The following is an 18,276-nucleotide window of genomic DNA, read 5'->3' on the forward strand; positions in this document are numbered from 1 at the left end:
TCCTGATCAGCCGAAACGGCCGGTGATGTAGTCTTCGGTCTCTTGGCGTGCAGGCTTCATGAAGATTTGCTCGGTCTGCCCAAACTCAACCAACTCGCCCAAATACATGTAGGCCGTGAAGTCAGACACACGCGCTGCTTGCTGCATGTTGTGCGTCACGATGGCCACGGTGTGGTCTTTCTTGAGCTCACTCACCAGCTCTTCGACCTTGGCAGTAGAAATCGGATCCAACGCAGAAGTCGGCTCGTCCAGCAAAATCACCGAAGGCTTGACGGCCACGGTGCGGGCAATGCACAGGCGTTGCTGCTGACCACCGGACAATGACAAACCGCTTTGGCCAAGTTTGTCCTTGACTTCGTTCCAGATCGCGGCCTTGGACAATGCCCACTCCACGCGCTCGTCCATGTCGGCTCGGCCCAAGTTTTCATAAAGGCGGATACCGAAAGCGATGTTGTCGTAAATCGACATCGGAAATGGCGTCGGTTTCTGAAATACCATGCCAACGCGGGCGCGCAGCAAGTTCAAGTCCTGCTTGGCATCCAGCACGTTTTGACCATGCAGGTTGATCTCACCTTCGGCGCGCTGGCCGGGGTAGAGGCTGTACATGCGGTTGAGCGTGCGCAGCAAAGTCGATTTGCCGCAGCCCGAAGGACCGATGAAAGCGGTGACCTTGTTCTCGGCGATGTCGAGGTTGACGTTTTTCAGGCCCTTGAAGGTACCGTAGAAAAAGTTCAGATTGCGAATTTCAATCGCATTCTTCAATGGCAATGGTGAAGTTGCAGGCATGTCAATTCCGATTCATTCAAAAATTAGGCTTGGGATTTGTCGCGGAAAAACACGCGCGCCAGGATGTTCAAAATCAGCACCGTCAAGGTGATCAGCAAAGCGCCGCCCCAGGCCAACCGAACCCAGTTGTCGTAAGGGCTCATGGCGAACTGGAAGATCACCACCGGCAAGTTGGCCATGGGTGCGTTCATGTCGGTCGAGAAGAACTGGTTGTTCAGTGCCGTGAACAGCAAAGGCGCTGTCTCGCCGCTGATGCGGGCAAGCGCCAGCAGTAAACCAGTCATGACACCCGACTTGGCCGCACGCAGCGTGATGAAGGTGGCCACTTTCCAGCGGGGTGCACCCAGCGCAAAAGCCGCCTCGCGCAGGCTGCCGGGCACCAGGCGCAGCATGTTTTCAGTGGTGCGAACCACCACCGGCACGGCAATCAGCGACAGGGCCAGCGAACCAGCCCAACCGGAAAAATGCTGCACCTGCGCCACCAAAATGGCATAGACAAACAGGCCCAAAACAATCGAGGGCGCCGACAACATGATGTCGGTCACAAAGCGGGTCAGTTCGGCTGTTTTGCTCTGGTCGCCATATTCGGCGAGGTAAACCCCGGCAAAGATGCCGATCGGTGTGCTCACAAAGGCCGTGACCAGCACCATCATCAAGCTGCCCACAATGGCGTTGGCCAGACCACCACCATCCGAGCCGGGTGCGGGGGTGGATTGCGTGAACATGGCCCAATCGAGCGCAGCGATACCGTTCGAGAACAGCACGTACAAGATCCACAACAAAACGAACAAGCCGAGACCCATGGCCATCATGGACAAGCTCAGTCCGACCCGATTGGCCAGTTGCCTGCGTTTGTAAATTTTCAAATCCATCAAATTTCTCCTGTGCGGTGCTCAGCTTTTGGTGCCTTTGGCTTTTTCTGCACGGATCAACATGATCTTGGCAATGCTCAAGACAATGAAAGTGATCACGAACAGCAAGAAGCCCAATGCAAAGAGGGTGGACAAATGGAAGTCTGCAGCCTCGCCGAATTCATTGGCCAAGGTGGAAGCGATGGTGGTGCCTGGCGAAAACAGCGATGCGCTCAAGCGCTGTGAATTGCCAATCACAAAGGTCACGGCCATGGTTTCACCCAGTGCACGCCCCAAGCCCAGCATGACGCCGCCGATTACACCTTTTTGGGTGTAGGGCAACACAATGCTGCGCACCACTTCCCACGTGGTGCAGCCCAAACCATAAGCCGACTCACGCAAGATGGGCGGCACGATCTCAAACACATCGCGCATCACAGCGGCAATGAAGGGCAAGATCATGAAAGCCAAAATAATGCCTGCTGCCAAAATGCCCACGCCGTTCATGGCCCCGCCGAACAGACTGCCGATGATGGGCATTTGACCCAAGGTGGACTGCAAGGCAGGCTGTCCGTACTCGGCAAAGAGCGGGGCAAAGATGAACAAACCGAACATGCCGTAAATGATGGATGGCACTGCAGCCAGCAATTCGATGGCCGTGCCCAGGGGGCGGCGCAAATACGTGGGGCAGGTTTCAGTCAGGAACAAGGCAATGCCAAACGACAAAGGCACTGCAATCACCAATGCGATGACCGCGCTGACCAGCGTGCCAAAGATGGCGATCGCTGCGCCGAACTCGTCGTTGACGATGTCCCACTCAACGCGCCAGATGAACTGGAAGCCGAACTTCGACAGCGACGGCCAAGCGTTGATGAGCAAAGAAATGATGATGCCCAAGAGGGCAAACAAGACCAGCAGGGAAAAGCCCAGCGTGATTTTGTGAAAAAAGAAATCCTGGATGCGTTGTCGCTTCACGACGGACAGCATGTTTTGATCGGGCACTTGGCTGGCCGTTTCGATCGAGCCCATAGTTATTCCTTGTGACAACTGCATAGCAAATACCACTGTTTTGAGCAAAGACCCCTCACCCATGTGGGCAAGAGGTCTGTGAAGCCTGCACAGCAGGCTTCAACTCGGTTTACTTGATCTCGGACCAGACTTTGGTGCGGATCTGGCTGGTCAGGCTGTCTGGCAATGGCACATAGTCCATGTCCGCGGCCATTTTCTTGCCATTCTTGAAAGACCATTCAAAGAACTTCAGGACTTCGTCTGACGCAGCCTTGTCGGCGGGCTTCTTGTACATCAAGATGAACGAAGCGGTGCTGATGGGCCAGCTCTCGTTGCCCTTGGCATTCACCATGGACACGCCCATGCCGGGCACGCTGAACCAGTCGGCGCTGGCCGCTGCGGCCGCAAAGGTCAAGTCATCAGGGCTCACATACTTGCCCGCCGCGTTTTGCAGCTGCAGGAAAGTCATGTTGTTTTTCTTGACGTAGGCGTATTCCACATAACCCACAGCACCCTTGACGCGGTTCACGTTGGCGGCCACGCCTTCGTTGCCCTTGCCACCCACGGACGAATCAGCCGGCCACTTCACAGCAGCGCCCTTGCCCACTTTGTCTGCCCAATCTTTGCTGATGGCAGTCAGGTAGTCGGTGAAGTTGAACGTGGTGCCCGAACCGTCAGCGCGGTGCACCACGGTGATGGCCTGGTCAGGCAACTTCTTGCCAGGGTTCAGCGCCGCCAATTTGGCATCGTTCCACTTGGTGATGACACCCATGTAAACCTCGGCCAGCACAGGGCCGGTGATGCGCAATTCGCCGGGCTTGAAGCCTTCCAGGTTCACAACCGGCACAGTGCCGCCCACGATGGCAGGAAACTGGACCATGCCGTCTTTGTCCAGATCAGCACCCGACACGGGCGCGTCAGAAGCGCCAAAGCTCACGGTTTTGGCACGAATTTGCTTCAAGCCACCCGAAGAACCGATGGATTGGTAGTTCAGGCCCACACCAGTGGCGGCTTTGTAAGCCTCGGCCCACTTGGCGTAGATGGGGTATGGGAATGTGGCGCCGGCGCCTGTGATGTCAGCAGCCCATGTGGTGGCAGCCACCACACTCAGGCCAATCGCAGCGATGGCAGATTTCATTTTCAACATGTCAACTCCTGGTTCAGGGTGATAAAAATTCGGGATTCGGACGGGTGCTCACGATAGCTTTTCGGCACCTGTTTCAACTTTATCCACCAATTGTGACAATGCCGTGTCAGAAAACCCTTTGTTTTGATGACGAACACTGGCCGGATCCGCTAAAACTTGGTCCAGATCAAGTTTTCAACCGCCTGAAGGACTAGGCTCATGAGCCTTTCTGTTCTCAAAAAGCATCAAATGTCGAGCTTTCTCTCTGTTTCGGTTCTTTTTGATCTTTCTGTTGCTTTGGGCATTGGTTTGCTGGTCGGGGCCGAAAGAGAGCGCCGCAAAGGCGATGGCCCCTTGCGGCGCTCGGCAGGCATTCGCACATTTGCAAGCGTGTCTTTGTGCGGTTTTGTTGCGCAAAGCCTGGGCTCATGGGTGCTGCTTGGTGCTGCGCTGCTGACCGTGGGCGCATTGGCTTTCGCGTCCTACCGACTGTCTCGCCGTCACGACCCCGGCATCACCTCTGAAGTCGCCATTTTGTTGACCTTTTTGCTGGGGGCCATGGCCGTACAAAACGCGGCTTTGGCAGCGGTCATCGGCATTGTCTTGACTGCCCTGCTGGCGCAACGTGAGCGCCTCCACCAGTTCGTGCGCCAAGCCATGACGCAACAAGAGCTGGAGGACCTGATTGTCTTTCTGGCTTTGGCCATGATTGTGTTGCCACTGGCACCCGACGAATTTGCAGGCCCCTTCAACGCGGTCAACGGGCATCAATTGACACGCTTTGTGATTTTGATGATGACCATTGGCGCCTTGGGGCATGTCTTCAGACGATTGCTGGGGCACCGCGGTGGCTTGGCCTGGGCAGGCTTTTTGGGTGGGTTTGTATCGAGCACAGCCACCGTTGCCAACATGGCCAAATTGTCCAAATCAGAGCCCGCACAACTGCCACTGGCTGCAACAGGCGCTTTGCTGTCCTGCGCATCCACATTCATCCAGTTGGGCTTGCTGGTGGCGATCACCCTGCCTGAATTGCTGGTGCACATGTGGATACCTCTGGCTTTGGGGACAGGCATCGGTCTGGCCCTGGCCGCTTGGCAAGCACGCATCAAGACTGACACGCCAAGCTCGCAAGACATGGCACTGCAAGGCCATGCGTTCGACCTCAAAACGAGCTTGCTTCTGGCGCTGGCCTTGCTCGGCGTCACCGTGATGACCGCAGGCTTGAACCAGCAATGGGGCACGCCCGGCGCATGGATTTCGGCCGCGTTGTCAGGCCTGGTCGATGCACACGCCACCGTGGCCACCATGGGTGTGCTGGTCAAGCAAGACCTGATTTCACACCCGCAAGCACAGGTTTGCATCTGGCTGGCCGTGAGCGCCAACAGCCTGAGCAAAGCATTGATGGCCGTGCTGGTGGGTGGCAAGGCCTTTGCGATGCAGTTTTTGCCAGGCCTGTTCACCCTCATTGCGGCGGTCTGGCTCAGTTTGCTGGTGGTGAATGGGCCGTTTTTTCGCTGAGCCAGACAAAGTGCAATCAAAAAAGGCCACGCACGGGGCGTGGCCTTGGCGTCACCCGGAAAACGGGCAAACCGACTCTGTCGCGTTTACAAGCCGATCAGACCACCGTCTTTGCGTGTGATGACGATGGTGGCCGAACGGGGACGGCCTTTGGGGCCAAAACCCTGATTCCCTGGCCATGTGCTTTGCGGGGCGATGCCCGAAGACAAGGGCTTGGACAGCTCGCCCGGGTGCTGGATGTTGACAAACAAGGTTCGACCATCGGCCGTTTCGGTAATGCCGGTCACCTCAGAACCCTTGGGTGCCACCAGAAAACGGCGCAGTTTCGCTTCACCCAAAGCCGCGCCCAAAAATGTTTCCTGTGTGCCCGTTTGCTCAACACCATTGACGATCATTTTATTTTTGACCGTGACCTTGGCACCGTCCCCCACCTGCCCAGGAATGGCGGCCAGCATCATGCAATTGGTCTCGTCGGTGTAGGCACCATCGTCCGTCTGGATCCAGCAAATGCCGGTGGCTTTGCTGAACCACAGGCCATCCGGCGAAGAAAACGCGTTTTTGGCCGTCAGACCCGACAAGTTGGCATCGCTCATGTCTTCTTCTGCACCAAACAAGAAGATGTCCCAGGCAAACGCTTTGGCGTTGGCTTGGTGTCCCGACTCCCTGAACCGAATGATGTGGCCGTTGGGGTTACCCGAAGACTTGATGCCATCCAGATCCATATAGGCACGTGGATTGGCTGCGTCCACTTTGGAGGGCGTGCGGTTGGCAGCGCTGTTGTTGGTCAACGAAAAGTAAATTTCGCCATTGCGGTGGTTGACGGCACCCCACTCCGGGCGATCCATCTTGGTGGCCCCCACCGCGTCTGCGGCATGGCGGGCATTGACCAATACATCACCCTGATCGGCAAACTTGTAGGCGCTGTGCTGAGCGATGCGCGGGTCGGCGATGTTCAGCTCCAACCATTCGCCCTGACCGCTGGCGTCAAAGCGGGCCACGTAAAGTTTGCCCTCACTCAGGTATTTGTCACCCGCTACCATGCCGCCGCCCACATCACGTGGGTCCCACACGGCAGCGGTCACGAACTTGTAGATGTATTCGTTGCGCGAATCGCAACCCATGTAAAACGCCAAAGGCTCGCCCGCCTTGGGCACACCACAAACGGCGGCTTCGTGGGCGAAGCGTCCCATGGCCGTGCGCTTGGCTGGTGTGGAGTTGGGGGCCAGCGGGTCGATTTCGAGGATGTAGCCAAAGGTGTTGGCTTCATTGCGAAAATCCTTTTCAGCGTTGGCGCCCACAGCGGCCAGATTCCAGCGGGAAAAACGGTCATCTGTCGCAGACACGGTGTGCCAGCCCTGGCTCACGGCTTTGGTGGCACCAGTGGCAGGGGGCTCTGATGCCACGCCATAACGCTTGCGCGAGGCCACTTCTTTGGCCGACAAAGCGGCACCTGCGCCAGTGGTCTGAAAGTAAAAGGCCCAATTTTCTTCGCAGCCCAGGTAAGTACCCCAAGGGGTTTTACCGTGACCACAGTTGTTCAAAGTGCCCCGAGCCATGGCACCGGCCGTGTCCCAACGCGTGACCATGAGGCTGCGAATCTGGTCAATGGCGGCTCGGGGGCCACTGATGCGAACCGGTGTTTGCGCCGTGATGCGACGGTTAAGAGGCGAGTCTTGCACGATGCGCCAGCCTTGTGGTGTTTTGACGATCTCGACCACGCTCACGCCATGGTGGTTGATTTCCTTGAGCACTTCCAGCTCCGGACGTGTGCCCAGATCCCATTGACCAAACTGGTCGAATTTTTTACCACTGACGTTGTTGGAGGTCTGGCCGTTGGGGTGCATGAAATGTGCATCGGCCGAGCTTTCATGGTTCACACACAGCACAGCACGGGCCGTTTCCTTGTCGGAATAGCGGCCATTTGCATCGATGTAATAAATGTCCATGCCGTCATGGTGATCACCAATCCGACGCGACCAGTCGTCGGTCTCGGTGCCCAAGTTGGAATAGGCGGGCAAGCTGGAGTCCAGCGCATCGCCCGTGGCGTGCAAAACGCTGTACTGGTAGCCAGGAGGCAACATCACGTTGTCGAGCAGGCTTTTGTCCACCGCCGCAAAACCCAGCGCGGTGGGCGCAGCGGCCATGCCGGATGTCAAAGTGGCGCAGCCGGGCAACATGGCCAGACCCGCCAGGCCTAAACCACCGCGCAACAAGCCACGGCGCATGGGGTTTTGCAAGGACTGTGTCAAAACATCCTGAAAGTGGAGGTTGTCAGAGGTGTTGCAAACAGGGTCAAGGTCGTGGTTGGACATGGTAAAGCTCCAGTGAGAAAAGCTTGATTTCATGTTTTTGATGTGACGATTTCATGGCTTTATTTTGACAATTTAAAGACGAGCAGACGAGGTGTTTGCCGCGCCTGAACGTCACGCAATCGTCACAGAGTCATGACAAAATGCAGAAAACCACATTTCCAGAACCATTGAAAGATAAAGCATGAAAGTCGGTATCAACGGCATGGGACGCATCGGCCGCTTGGCCTTGCGTGCGGCCATGGGCGCTGCCGAGCGCCAGCAAGACGACCCCCGCGCAGGCAATCGCCTGGAGGTGGTGCACGTCAATGAGCTCAAAGGCGGCGCAGCGGCCACGGCCCATTTGCTGGCGTTTGATTCTGTGCAGGGCAAGTGGCGTGAGCACATCGAAGCCGAAGGCGAAAGCCAGATCAGCATCGGTGATCGCACCTTGGGTTTTTCATCGCACGCCAACCCGGCCGACATCCCCTGGGGCGACATGGGCGTGGACCTGGTGCTGGAGTGCACGGGCAAATTCCTCACGCCCGAAACCATTCAGGGCCACCTGGACCGGGGGGCTAAACGCGTCATCGTGGCCGCGCCCGTCAAGGTGGGCGATGTGCTGAACATCGTGATGGGCATCAACCACACGCAGTACAACCCAGCCAAAGACCGCATCGTCACAGCCGCGTCTTGCACCACCAACTGCTTGGCCCCGGTCGTCAAAGTCGTGCACGAAGCCATCGGCATCAAGCACGGGCAGATCACCACCATCCACGACCCGACCAACACCAATTTGGTGGTCGATGCGCCGCACAAAGACCTGCGCCGCGCCCGCAGCGCCATGACCAGCCTGGCCCCCACCACCACCGGCAGCGCCACGGCGATTGCCCTGATCTACCCCGAGCTCAAGGGCAAGCTCAACGGCCACGCGGTACGTGCCCCGGTGCTCAACGCCTCGCTGACCGACTGCGTGTTCGAGATGAAGCGCGAAACGAGCGCTGAAGAAGTCAACGCCTTGTTTGCCGCCGCAGCCCAAGGCCCGCTGGCCGGCATCCTCGGCTACGAAACGCGCCCCTTGGTCAGCGTGGATTACGCCCGCGACACGCGCAGCGCCATCGTGGACGCACTGTCCACGCTGGTGACCGACGGCACGATGCTCAAAATCTATGCTTGGTACGACAACGAAATGGGCTACGCCTGCCGCATGGTGGACCTGGCTTGCCACATGAACGAAGTCGGCATCTGAGATGAACGCTGCTGAACGCCACTACGGCGGTGTCACCACCGCTGAACGCAACTACGGCATCGTCACCGCCGCCTATTGGGGCTTCACCCTGACCGATGGCGCTTTGCGCATGTTGGTGCTGCTGCATTTTTACAAGCTGGGCTATTCGCCTTTCACGCTGGCCTTTTTGTTCTTGCTGTACGAAGCGGCGGGCGTGCTGGCCAACCTGATCGGCGGCTGGCTGGCCACGCGCTTTGGCATCGCCCGCATGCTCACCGTGGGTTTGACCACGCAGATCATCGGCTTTGGCTTGCTGTCGGCACTGCAACCCGAATGGACCGCCAGCCTGTCGGTCGCCTGGGTCGTGTTGTCGCAAGGGGTGTGTGGTGTGGCCAAAGACCTGACTAAAACCGCCAGCAAGTCGGCCATCAAGATCACGCAGGCGCAAGCCAAAGACCAAGGCAACGGCCAATTGTTCAAATGGGTGGCTTGGTTCACCGGCAGCAAAAATGCCATGAAAGGCTTTGGCTTCTTTTTGGGCGGCTTGCTTCTGGAGACGCTGGGTTTTCAGGGTTCGCTCTGGGCCATGTCAGGCCTCTTGGCTTTGGTATTGATCGGGGTGGTGAGCAGCTTGCCACCCATGATGGGCAAGAGCAAAGCCTCGGGTTCGGCGCGTGAGTTGTTTGCAAAGAGTGAAGGCATCAACGCGCTGGCTGCTGCCCGTGTGGCCTTGTTTGGCGCACGCGACGTGTGGTTTGTGGTGGGCGTGCCGGTGTTTTTGTATTCAGTCGGCTGGACCTTCACCATGGTGGGCGGCTTTTTGGCCGCCTGGACGATTGGCTACGGCCTGGTGCAAGCGCTGGCCCCGCAACTGGTGCGCCGCAGCGCCGACGGCCTGAGCCGCGAGGTGCCTGCTGCGCGTTGGTGGTCGGCGGCGCTCACGCTCATTCCACTGGGCATTGCCGCCGCCGTTTGGCTGCAAGCGCCGCAGCTGCAGTGGTGGGTGGTCGGGGGCCTGAGCCTCTTCGGCTTTGCCTTTGCCATCAACTCGTCGGTGCACAGTTACCTGATATTGGCCTACGCGGGCTCTGAAAAAGCGGCCGAAGACGTGGGCTTTTACTACGCGGCCAACGCACTGGGCCGCTTCATGGGGACGCTGCTGTCGGGCCTGCTGTACCAATGGGGCGGGCTGCTGTACGCCTTGCTGGGTTCGGCGCTCATGCTCTTGCTGTGCTGGCTGACCACCTTGCGTCTGCCCGTAGGTTTGCTTGAACACACCAAGCCCTTAGAAAAGACAGGCACCCCATGACCACCGACACCTTTTTGAACGCCATGGACGAAGACCTTGCCGTCAGGGCCCTGGCGGCTTTAGCACAACCCTCGCGCTTGCGCGTGTTCCGGGCCATCGTGGGCGCAGGCCCCGAAGGCATGCAGCCGGGCCAGCTGTCGCAAGCGCTGCAAGTGCCACCCAACACCTTGTCTTTTCACCTCAAGGAACTGCACCATGCGGGCCTGGTGAGCGTGCAACGCGAAGGTCGTTTTATGCGTTACCGCGCCGACATGACCGCCATGCAAAGCCTGGTCGGTTTTTTGACCGACCACTGCTGCCAGGGCGTGCCTTGCGTTGACATGTCGCCGGTGGCTTGTGGGCCGGACAACTGCTGTACAGCGGAGCCTGCGATACGTTGAACCCAGGCGCTTGCTGTCAGCATCGCGTTCCGAACCCAGCGCCCGTCATCGAATCGACATACATCCGTCACATAATCTGAACCTTCCTTTGCCAACGCCACCTGCCCTCATGCAAACCAAGTCTCTCTACGCCGCCATTGATCTGGGCTCCAACAGTTTTCGGCTCGAAATTGGTCAAATGGATGCGGGTCAGTTGCGGCGCGTGGAGTACATCAAGGAAACCGTGCGACAGGGCAATGGCCTGGACACCGAGCGCAACCTGACAGACGAAGCGATGGAGCGCGGTTGGGATTGCCTGGCCCGTTTCGGCGAACGCATTGCAGGCTTCAGGCCCAGCCAAGTGCGTGCGGTGGCCACACAAACCCTGCGCGAGGCTCGCAACCGCGATGTGTTTTTGGCCAAGGCCAAGCGCATTCTGGGTTTTCCGATCGAAGTGATCGCCGGCAAGGAAGAAGCCCGTCTGATCTACCTCGGTGTCTCGCACCTGTTGCCTCAGTCCGATGAGCGCCGCCTGGTGGTGGACATTGGCGGGCGTTCCACCGAAATGATTTTGGGCCAGCACGAAAGCGCAAGCACCCTGGAGTCTTACCGCGTGGGCAGCGTGGCCTGGTCGATGAAGTTTTTCCCCGACGGTTTGTGGACCTCATCGGCCTTCAAGTCGGCCGAAATTGCGGCCAAGGCCGTGCTGGACGAAGCCCAAATTCTGTTCAACCGCAGCCACTGGGACAAGTGCTACGGCTCTTCTGGCACCGTGGGGGCTGTCTCGGATGTGTTGACAGCGGCAGGCTGGCCGCCAGGCCAGATCACGCGCGAAGGCCTGGCCTGGCTCAAGGACCGCTTGCTCAAAGCCCAAAAACCAGAAAATCTGCGGCTCGAAGGTGTCAAAGAAGACCGCAAACCCGTCATTGGCGGGGGCTTGGCGGTCTTGCAAGCGGTGTTTGACTTGCTGCAAATCGATGAAATGCACGTGGCCCAAGGCGCGCTCAGGCATGGTGCGCTGTACGACCTGATTGACCGCGAAGGCACGCAGGATGTCCGTTCATCGATGGTCGATTGGCTGGCGCAACGCTTTGGCACCGACAAAGTGCAAGCCGACAGGGTGTCCCGAACGGCCCAAAGCCTGCTGCAGGCGATGATTCCAGACAACGCTGGCACCCCTGCAGGTGAGCGCCAGCGTTATTTGCAAAAACTGCATTGGGCGTGCCAATTGCACGAAACCGGTCTGCGCATCTCGCACAGCGATTACCACAAGCATGGTGCCTACATTCTGGACAACACCGACCTGCCCGGCTTCACCCTCGACGAGCTGCACCGCCTGAGCCAATTGGTGCTGGGCCACCGGGGCAAATTGCGCAAACTCGAAGTCGAGATGGAGGACGGCAGCTTTGTGCAACAACTCATGGCCCTGCGCCTGGCCGTGATTGTGTGCCATGCACGACGTGACCCCGACTTGTCAGGTCTGGACATCAGCTGTGATGCGCTGCGACGCACAGCCCGCCTGAAAATCAGCCCCGACTGGGCAGAACTTTGGCCCCAGTCCACCCACCTGTTGCGGGAAGAAAAAACGGCCTGGCAAAAAACCGACTGGACGTTTCAGGTGCAAACAGATTGAACATTTGCATGTGTGCAGGCACACACAGACGCCGGAATTTGGAGCCACGGTGAGGGCCAAGTCTGTTGGTGCTGACCGACTGACTTGTCATTTTTGAATCAACGGTATAAACTGTATACACCGTTAATTTTAAAATTCACTCACCATGAACATGACTTCAAGCCCATCGACCCCATCCACACCTGCTGCCGATACAGTCCAAACACCTGCACGCAAAAAAGCAGCGGCACCGGTGAAAGCGGCATCCACCAAAGCAGCCCCAAAACCACAACGGGCCAAGCCTGTGGCAAAAAAACCCGCAACAAAGCCAAGCCCCAAAACAGCTGCCAAGCAGCCCGCGCTCAAAAAGCAGGCAGCAGCACCTGCAAAACCCTTGAAAGACAAAAAAGTCAAAGTGGTGCGTGACAGTTTCACCATCCCCAAAACCGAGCTGCTGCAAATCGGCGAGATGAAAAAGCGTGCATTGACGCTGGGTGTTGGCGTCAAGAAAAGCGAGCTGATTCGCGCAGGCTTGAGCGCACTGGCCGGCATGGCAGATGCATCATTCAAAAAGGCCTTGGCCAGCATTCCGACCATCAAGACCGGACGCCCTGCCAAAGACTGACACCTTTACAGTTTTTCCGGGGAGGTCACGGCCAAAAGGACTGTCTGGTCCAGGCCTTCCCGGCTGCGTCGGCGCAACCACCAGACGGCACCTTTGCGGATGGCACATGCGTCATCCGGCATTTTCAGCAAATGGGCGATCACGCTGCCCAATGCGGGCTGGTGCCCCACCAACAAAACCGGGTACTTGGCATCAGGCCAGCCCGAAGTTTCCAGAACATCCTGAACCGAAGCGCCTGGCGACAAGGCATCACGCACTTTGTATTTCCGTCCCAAGGCACGCACCGTTTGCTCGGACCTGACGGCCGGACTGCTCAAAATCCGGGTGCCTTGTGGCAGCTGGTTTTCAAGCCAGACCGCCATGCGCTCCGCCTGTTTGCGGCCACGGGGAGTCAAGACCCTTTGCATATCGTCTTCACCGGACTCAGCCTCGTGGGCTTCGGCATGACGCCAGACAATCAAGTCCATCGCATTACTCCTGGTGGGTAGCGGCGCTGTAGCGTTGCATCAAAGCGTTCTGAGCGCCATGGCCGGGCGCCGTCAAACCCACACGGTGGTATTGACCGTCGGGGGCCAGATCCCAGGCATCGCGGCCATCGTGCAGGTAGGCAATCAGGCATTCGTCAATGATGCGTTGACGCAAAACCGGGTCTGTCACGGGCCATGCCAATTCGATCCTGCGCGTCATGTTGCGGCTCATCCAGTCGGCACTCGACAGATACAGCGATTCGTCTTGGTCGGCGCAAAAGTAAAACACCCGCGAGTGCTCCAGAAAGCGGCCAATGACCGAGCGCACCCGGATGTTTTCACTGAAGCCCGCCACACCGGCAGGCAGCATGCAGGCCCCGCGCACAATCAGGTCGATCTTGGCGCCTTTTTGTCCCGCCTCCAGCAAAGCCTCGATCAAAGGCTCATCGGTCAAGGCGTTCATCTTGATCACAATGCGCCCCACAGCGCCTCGCGCCGCCGCATCGCCCACAGCCCTGATGCGCGCTTGCATGTCGGCATGCAGCTGAAAAGGGGCCACCAGCAAACGCTTCATTTTCGGCAAGCGGCTCTGGCTGGCCAAGTGGCCAAACAACTGGTCCATGTCCGAGGTGATGTCGGCATCGGCGGTGAGGTAGCTGATATCGGTGTAGAGGGCTGCAGTGCGACGGTTGTAATTGCCTGTCGACAAATGCCCATAACGCTTGAGCGAGCGCCCCTCGCGCCGCGTGACCAACAACATCTTGGCGTGTGTCTTCAGACCCACGATGCCGTAAACCACCTGCACGCCAATCGATTCGAGTTGCTCAGCCCAGTTGATGTTGGCTTCTTCGTCAAATCGGGCTTTCAACTCCACCACCGCGGTCACTTCCTTGCCGCGGCGGACGGCTTCGCGCAGCAAATCCATCATGGTCGGATCGCTGCCTGCACGGTAAATCGTTTGCTTGATGGCCAGCACATTCGGGTCCATGACGGCTTCACGCAAAAACGCCAGCACGCCATCGAAACTCTCAAACGGCTGGTGGATCATCACATCACCGTCTTTGAGGCGCGCAAAGATCGAACCGTGCTGCGGCACTTGTATTGGAAAACTGGCTTTGTAAGGCGGGAACAGCAATTCGGGCGCATCGATCAGATCGATCAGCTGCATCAAGCGCACCAGATTCACGGGTCCATTGACCCGAAACACCGATGGCTCCGGCAGCTGAAACTCCTTGCGCAAAAACTCCACCAAGCGGGGTGAACAGTTGGCAGACACTTCCAGTCGAACCGCCTGGCCGTAGTGACGGTGCTGCAGTCCTTGGCGCAAGGCCATGCGCAGATTGGCGATTTCGTCTTCGTCTACCGCGAGATCCGAGTTACGCGTGACCCGAAACTGCGAGAACTGCCCGACCTCACGGCCCGGAAACAACTCGGCCAAATGCGCCCGAATCACACTGGACAGCATGACAAAGGCGGTGCTGCCATCACACACCTTGGCTGGCAAGGGGATCAGGCGGGGCAACACACGGGGTACTTTGACGATCGCGATTTCATTGGATCGGCCAAAAGCATCCTTGCCCGACAGCTGAACAATGAAATTGAGGGACTTGTTGGCCACCTGAGGAAACGGGTGTGCGGGGTCCAAGCCTACAGGCACCAGCAAAGGTTGAACCTCGCGCTGGAAATAGCTGCGCACCCATTGGCGCTGCGCCGCATTGCGCTCGCCGTGGGACAGGATGCGGTAACCCTTGCGCTGCAAGGTGGGCAGCAAATCGTCGTTGTACAGCGCGTATTGCCGCGCGATCATCGCATTGGTTTTTTCAGAAATGGCGGCCAGACTCGCTGCGGTGTACTGCCCCGATTTCAAACTCTGCAAACTGCCCATCACGTGGGGCTCTGCACGCACCTCAAAAAATTCGTCCAAGTTGGACGACACAATGCACAGATAGCGCAAACGCTCCAGTACGGGCACTTCCGGGCGGTGCGCCCAGTCCAGCACACGCTCATTGAAAGCAAGGATGCTCAGATCCCGGTCCAGCAGGGCATACCGATCGTCTGCAAATGAAATCGCGTCTTTTGAATGAACCATGGCACTGTGTAATGAATTGAAAAATCATTCTAGGAAGCCACCGTGTCAATTTGATGACATCTTCGTGAATCACAAACCAGTGCCGCCGCCTGATGCAGGCACCAGATGCGATACGAACAGTTCTACCGTTTTGGGCCAACCAAACGCCTCAGCTCGCTGACGCGGCTCTGCGCGGTCAATCGAAAGGCAATTCAAGACCGCCGCATTCAAATCCTCAGACAACTCACCGCCCATCGTCTGCCCATCCGCATCGCCCAGCACTTGCAAGGGGCCATCCACCGGAAACGCCGCCACCGGGGTGCCGCACGCCATGGCTTCCAACATAACCAGCCCAAAAGTCTCGTTGCGCGAAGGAAAGACAAACACGTCGGCAGCCGCATACACCTTGGCCAGCTGATCGCGTGGCAACACGCCCATCCAGACCACGTCCGGATACCGAGCCTTGAGCTGCGCCTCCAGCGGACCGACGCCGCAGACAATGCGCGTGCCTTCCAGCTTCAAGTCCAAAAAAGCATCGATGTTTTTCTCGTAAGAAACACGGCCCACGAACAAGGTGTACGGTCGCGGATGGCCCTGCAATTCGGGGATTTCCAGGGGCAAAGTGTGGTGATCAAACAAATCCAGGTCCACACCGTGTGTCCAAGGCTTGAGCGACTTGAATCCCCGGCTTTCCAGCATGTTCAGCACCCCTTGCGTGGGCACCATCACCCCCGAAGACGGGCGGTGGAAATGGCGAAACAAGCCATAGCCCAGGAACAAAGGCACACGCAACGCGGCCTTGAGGATTTCAGGAAATTTGGTGTGAAATGCGGTGGTGAATTTCCACCCCCTTTTCAGGCAATGCTTGCGTGCAGCCCAACCCAAAGGGCCTTCAGTGGCAATGTGCACCGCATCCGGCTGCAGAGCATCCAGCATCGCGGCCAGCGCTTTATAGGGGCGCACGGCCAGATCAATGCCCGCATAACCGGGACAGCTTCGATTCTTGAAAAGGCCCGGGTGCATGACCGACACATTCACACCCCATGGGCCCATGGCTTGCACCAACTCATGCAAGGTGGTGACCACGCCATTGACCTGGGGGTGCCAGGCATCGGTGATGAGTGCCAGCTTCATACAGGCACCACCGCAGCCACAGGCGCACGGCTGAGCACCACCGCCTGGCCACCCCAGTGGATGATTTCCAGGCGGCCATCAGGGTGTTCCACCAAGGCGGTTCGGCTTTCCACCCAATCGCCATCGTTGCAATACAAAGTGCCATTCACTTCGCGAATTTCTGCATGGTGAATGTGCCCGCACACCACGCCGTCAAAGCCCCGGCGCTTGGCTTCGTGCGCGACAGCCACCTCAAAATCACTGATGAAGTTGACCGCCTTTTTGACTTTCAGCTTGAGGTAGGCCGACAAAGACCAGTATTCCAGTCCGATTCGGGCCCTGAAACTGTTCAAGTGTCGATTGATCTTGAGGGTCAGCTCATACAACCAGTCACCCACATACGCCAGCCACTTGGCACACTGGATCACACCATCGAAATGGTCACCATGCACCACCCACAGCTTGAGACCCTTGGCGGTGGTGTGGGCCGCTTCGTGCATCACCTCCACGCCACCAAATGCGTGGCCCACAAAATGCCTGGCGAACTCGTCGTGGTTGCCCGGCACATAAATCACGCGACACCCTTTGCGGGCCCTGCGCAACAGTTTTTGCACCACATCGTTGTGGCTTTGTGGCCAGAACCAGCGCCTGCGCAACTGCCAGCCATCCACAATGTCGCCCACCAGATACAACACATCGCTGGGGTGGTGCCGCAAAAAGTCGAGCAAGGCTTCGGCCTGAAACCCCGGTGTCCCGATGTGCAGGTCTGAAATGAAAATCGCCCGCAACCGTTGATGGTCTGCAGGCGATGCTTCTTCATCGTGGGGCGGAATTCGCCCCCCGACACCCAGTGGCTCTCCCACCAAGGTCTCGTCCAGACCCGCATAAGAGGTCTTGAACAGGGGGCTGTTTTGCAATGGCCCAAGCGGCGACGTCATGGCACACCCATCGAAAAATGCTTGCGGTACCGGGCAGGCAAATCTGCTGTGCGCATCATCATGGGCAAGTCGGCCGTGTTGAAGTCAGGGTCCCATGCCGGTGCGCCCAAGACCTTGGCCCCCAGCCTCAAATAGCCTTTGATGAGCGCAGGCGGATCGATCTGCACATCATGGCCCAGCTCGTCCACAGGCAAAGGCAATCGTGGTCGAACATGGTATTGAATATTCGCCAGGTGTGTCTCACGCAGCTGGTGCCAGATGCTGGCCGCAGCGTCGCCCGTGACCACGCCGTTGTGGAGCATGGGAATGCTGGCGCAGCCGATCATGGTGTCCAGGCGGTTGCGGTCCATGAACTCAAACAAGGCGCCCCACAAAGCCATGATCACGCCGCCATGCCGGTGCTCGGCATGGACACAGCTGCGGCCCAGCTCCACCATCCGTTTGCGCAGATCACGCAAACGGGTCAAATCAAATTCGGTGTCGCTGTAAGTGCTGCCGGCACGCTTGGCTTGCGCGGGCGTGAGCACCCTGTAAGTGCCAATCACCTGTCCACTCAAGGTGTCACGAACCAGCAGATGCTCGCAGTAGTCATCGAACAAATCGATGTCATGACCGGGCAAGGTTTTCGGCAGTCTCGCGCCCATCTCGGTCGCGAATACCGAATACCTCAGTTGCTGTGCCTCCCGAACTTCATCCTGATGCTTCGCCCAAGCAACTTGAATGGTGCTTTGCACACGCCGAGGCAAAAAATCCACATTGGGGTTGGCTGGCCCTGGATGAAGTGACCCCCTGGGAAAATACACGGGCGATAGCGCAAAAGTGGGATTTGGCAACTCTTTCATGGCAACAACTCCTTGTGATCCATGCCACCATGGTCCCCAAAAGCAATGACAGGAAAAAGTCTGCTGTATGAATATTTCGTGTCGCCTGCAACTTATGCAGCGAGCGCCAGCGCCAACGCGCGCCCATTCAAAAGCGAC

At 58.0% G+C, this 18,276-nt stretch carries 18 protein-coding genes; 7 read left to right on the forward strand and 11 right to left on the reverse strand.

Translation table 11 applies throughout. The annotated features are described in order from the left end of the window. Positions 1-6 precede the first annotated feature (6 nt). The 4 genes from pstB to pstS all read right to left on the reverse strand — a co-directional run bounded on the left by pstB (position 7) and on the right by pstS (position 3,792). On the reverse strand, positions 7-786 hold the full coding sequence (gene pstB / locus B9Z33_RS14470) for a phosphate ABC transporter ATP-binding protein PstB (protein ID WP_108287689.1): 780 nt from the start codon (positions 784-786) through the stop codon (positions 7-9). 23 nt (positions 787-809) lie between these two features. Further along, positions 810-1,658 (reverse strand): phosphate ABC transporter permease PstA, encoded by an 849-nt coding sequence (pstA, locus tag B9Z33_RS14475; RefSeq protein ID WP_108287690.1) that lies wholly within the window; start codon positions 1,656-1,658, stop codon positions 810-812. Between the two features lie 21 nt (positions 1,659-1,679). Next, positions 1,680-2,666 carry a phosphate ABC transporter permease subunit PstC gene (gene pstC / locus B9Z33_RS14480; protein ID WP_199220359.1) on the reverse strand — a complete coding sequence of 329 codons (987 nt, stop codon included), beginning with the start codon at positions 2,664-2,666 and terminating at the stop codon, positions 1,680-1,682. 109 nt (positions 2,667-2,775) lie between these two features. After that, positions 2,776-3,792: a phosphate ABC transporter substrate-binding protein PstS gene (gene pstS, locus B9Z33_RS14485; protein WP_108287692.1), complete on the reverse strand. Its 1,017-nt coding sequence runs from the start codon at positions 3,790-3,792 to the stop codon at positions 2,776-2,778. Positions 3,793-3,990: 198 nt separating this feature from the next. Between pstS and B9Z33_RS14490 the strand changes: the two genes are divergently transcribed. Continuing rightward, positions 3,991-5,289: a DUF4010 domain-containing protein gene (locus B9Z33_RS14490; protein WP_108287693.1), complete on the forward strand. Its 1,299-nt coding sequence runs from the start codon at positions 3,991-3,993 to the stop codon at positions 5,287-5,289. Positions 5,290-5,375: 86 nt separating this feature from the next. Here the strand turns inward: B9Z33_RS14490 and B9Z33_RS14495 are convergent, their stop codons facing one another. Then, positions 5,376-7,601 carry a PhoX family phosphatase gene (locus tag B9Z33_RS14495; RefSeq protein WP_108287694.1) on the reverse strand — a complete coding sequence of 742 codons (2,226 nt, stop codon included), beginning with the start codon at positions 7,599-7,601 and terminating at the stop codon, positions 5,376-5,378. A gap of 181 nt (positions 7,602-7,782) precedes the next feature. Between B9Z33_RS14495 and B9Z33_RS14500 the strand changes: the two genes are divergently transcribed. From B9Z33_RS14500 to ppx, 4 genes are all read left to right on the forward strand, one after another. After that, entirely contained in the window at positions 7,783-8,826 is a 1,044-nt protein-coding gene (locus tag B9Z33_RS14500) for an ArsJ-associated glyceraldehyde-3-phosphate dehydrogenase (protein WP_108287695.1), read from the forward strand. Between the two features lies 1 nt (position 8,827). Next, entirely contained in the window at positions 8,828-10,114 is a 1,287-nt protein-coding gene (arsJ, locus tag B9Z33_RS14505; RefSeq protein ID WP_108287696.1) for an organoarsenical effux MFS transporter ArsJ, read from the forward strand. A gap of 23 nt (positions 10,115-10,137) precedes the next feature. Next, positions 10,138-10,494 carry a helix-turn-helix transcriptional regulator gene (locus B9Z33_RS14510; protein ID WP_108287921.1) on the forward strand — a complete coding sequence of 119 codons (357 nt, stop codon included), beginning with the start codon at positions 10,138-10,140 and terminating at the stop codon, positions 10,492-10,494. 109 nt (positions 10,495-10,603) lie between these two features. Continuing rightward, entirely contained in the window at positions 10,604-12,106 is a 1,503-nt protein-coding gene (ppx, locus tag B9Z33_RS14515) for an exopolyphosphatase (protein ID WP_108287697.1), read from the forward strand. 129 nt (positions 12,107-12,235) lie between these two features. Here the strand turns inward: ppx and B9Z33_RS15640 are convergent, their stop codons facing one another. Beyond that, positions 12,236-12,436 carry a hypothetical protein gene (locus B9Z33_RS15640; protein WP_199220381.1) on the reverse strand — a complete coding sequence of 67 codons (201 nt, stop codon included), beginning with the start codon at positions 12,434-12,436 and terminating at the stop codon, positions 12,236-12,238. A 43-nt stretch (positions 12,437-12,479) separates the two neighbouring features. On the opposite strand from B9Z33_RS15640, the gene B9Z33_RS15760 reads away from it, so the two are divergent. Continuing rightward, a complete protein-coding gene (locus B9Z33_RS15760; protein ID WP_233252849.1) occupies positions 12,480-12,710 on the forward strand; it encodes a hypothetical protein in 231 nt (76 codons plus the stop codon). A 5-nt stretch (positions 12,711-12,715) separates the two neighbouring features. Here B9Z33_RS15760 and B9Z33_RS14525 read toward each other — a convergent pair whose 3' ends face one another. The 5 genes from B9Z33_RS14525 to B9Z33_RS14545 form a co-directional block, all read right to left on the reverse strand. Next, entirely contained in the window at positions 12,716-13,177 is a 462-nt protein-coding gene (locus tag B9Z33_RS14525; protein ID WP_108287698.1) for a histidine phosphatase family protein, read from the reverse strand. A gap of 4 nt (positions 13,178-13,181) precedes the next feature. After that, positions 13,182-15,266 carry a polyphosphate kinase 1 gene (gene ppk1, locus B9Z33_RS14530; RefSeq protein WP_108287699.1) on the reverse strand — a complete coding sequence of 695 codons (2,085 nt, stop codon included), beginning with the start codon at positions 15,264-15,266 and terminating at the stop codon, positions 13,182-13,184. A 69-nt stretch (positions 15,267-15,335) separates the two neighbouring features. Then, positions 15,336-16,379, reverse strand: a complete 1,044-nt coding sequence (locus B9Z33_RS14535; RefSeq protein ID WP_108287700.1) for a glycosyltransferase family 1 protein — start codon at positions 16,377-16,379, stop codon at positions 15,336-15,338. Beyond that, positions 16,376-17,296 (reverse strand): UDP-2,3-diacylglucosamine diphosphatase, encoded by a 921-nt coding sequence (locus B9Z33_RS14540; RefSeq protein ID WP_108287701.1) that lies wholly within the window; start codon positions 17,294-17,296, stop codon positions 16,376-16,378. The genes B9Z33_RS14535 and B9Z33_RS14540 overlap by 4 nt, the downstream gene beginning before the upstream one ends. Then, entirely contained in the window at positions 17,293-18,051 is a 759-nt protein-coding gene (locus tag B9Z33_RS14545) for a GNAT family N-acetyltransferase (protein ID WP_233252873.1), read from the reverse strand. The genes B9Z33_RS14540 and B9Z33_RS14545 overlap by 4 nt, the downstream gene beginning before the upstream one ends. On the opposite strand from B9Z33_RS14545, the gene B9Z33_RS15765 reads away from it, so the two are divergent. Further along, entirely contained in the window at positions 17,973-18,209 is a 237-nt protein-coding gene (locus B9Z33_RS15765) for a hypothetical protein (protein WP_233252878.1), read from the forward strand. The two genes, B9Z33_RS14545 and B9Z33_RS15765, sit on opposite strands and share 79 nt — an antisense overlap. Positions 18,210-18,276 lie beyond the last annotated feature (67 nt).

Source organism: Limnohabitans sp. T6-20, assembly GCF_003063505.1.
Taxonomy (GTDB): domain Bacteria; phylum Pseudomonadota; class Gammaproteobacteria; order Burkholderiales; family Burkholderiaceae_C; genus Limnohabitans_A.